1 protein-coding gene is annotated in these 1,117 nt (G+C 57.4%); it reads left to right on the top strand.

Annotated elements, in window-relative coordinates:
- Window positions 1-1,094 (top strand): recombinase family protein (locus OZD63_RS05735; RefSeq protein WP_275008349.1); only part of this gene is annotated, 1,094 nt, incomplete at its 5' end.
- Between the last annotated feature and the right edge of the window lie 23 nt (window positions 1,095-1,117).

The raw sequence follows: 1,117 nt of genomic DNA, 5'->3' as shown, positions 1-1,117 counted from the left end.
CCTGGGGACCATCCACCATCCACGGCAACCGTGACCGCGGCACCGGCATCCTCAACAACGAGCTTTATATTGGCCGACTGATCTGGAACCGCCTTCGCTATCTGAAGGATCCGGAAACTGGCAAGCGCGTCTCGCGCCTGAATCCAGAAAGTGAATGGATTCTGCAGGAGGTTCCTGAACTTCGAATTGTCGAGCCTGACCTATGGGAAGCGACCAAGGCCCGTCAGGCAACGACAACGTGGTCGCAAAAGACACGTGGTGACGGCGTCCATCCTCTGAACAGTCTCAAGCGTCCTCGTCACCTCTTCACTGCGATGACACGCTGCGGCTGCTGTGGCGGTGGTTTTTCAATGATCTCGAAAAACCTGCTTGGCTGCTCGACTGCGCGCAACAAAGGCACTTGCGACAATCGCATGACCATCCGGCGGGACATGCTCGAGAAGTCTGTACTTAACGGGCTACGGACGCGCCTCATGGACCCCGCGCTGTTCAAGGAGTTCTGTGATGAGTTTACTCGGGAGGTTAACCGCGTGAGAATGGAGCGCGGCGCAGATCTCGCTGCGATGCGCACGGAACTACCCCGCGTTGATCGCGAACTGGACAAGGCGATCCAGGCCATTCTCGACGGCGTACCCGGCGTCAAGCTGAAGGACAAGATCGGACGGCTGGAGGCCCGCAAGGAAGAACTGACGGCTCTGCTCGCCGATGCACCCCAGCCACCTCCTTTGCTGCATCCAAACATGGCTGTGATCTACAGGGAACGCATCGAAGCCCTTTACGAAAACCTTCAGAAGGAGGATGCGAGCCTTGAGGCCATCGAGAGGCTGCGCGCTCTGGTCTCACGGATCAAGCTGATTCCGCTGGACGGCGAGCTTGCCATCTTCCTCGAAGGAGACCTCGCTGCAATTCTGAACTTCTCGTCCAACAAAAAAAGCGCCGCAGTCCATCCGGACCACGACGTTCTTCAGTCGTTCATTGAACAGGATACATTGGTTGCGGGGACCTGCAACCGAAGAAAACTGCGCTCTTCAAGTAATGAGCAGGCTACATTGGTTGCGGGGGCAGGATTTGAACCTGCGGCCTTCAGGTTATGAGCCTGACGAGCTACCGGGCTGCT

Origin of the sequence: Wolbachia endosymbiont of Drosophila leontia (assembly GCF_028981785.1) — a bacterium.
GTDB lineage: Bacteria > Pseudomonadota > Alphaproteobacteria > Rickettsiales > Anaplasmataceae > Wolbachia > Wolbachia pipientis.
The sequence above is the reverse complement of the archived record's forward strand: the minus strand, read 5'-3'. Positions and strand labels throughout refer to the sequence as shown.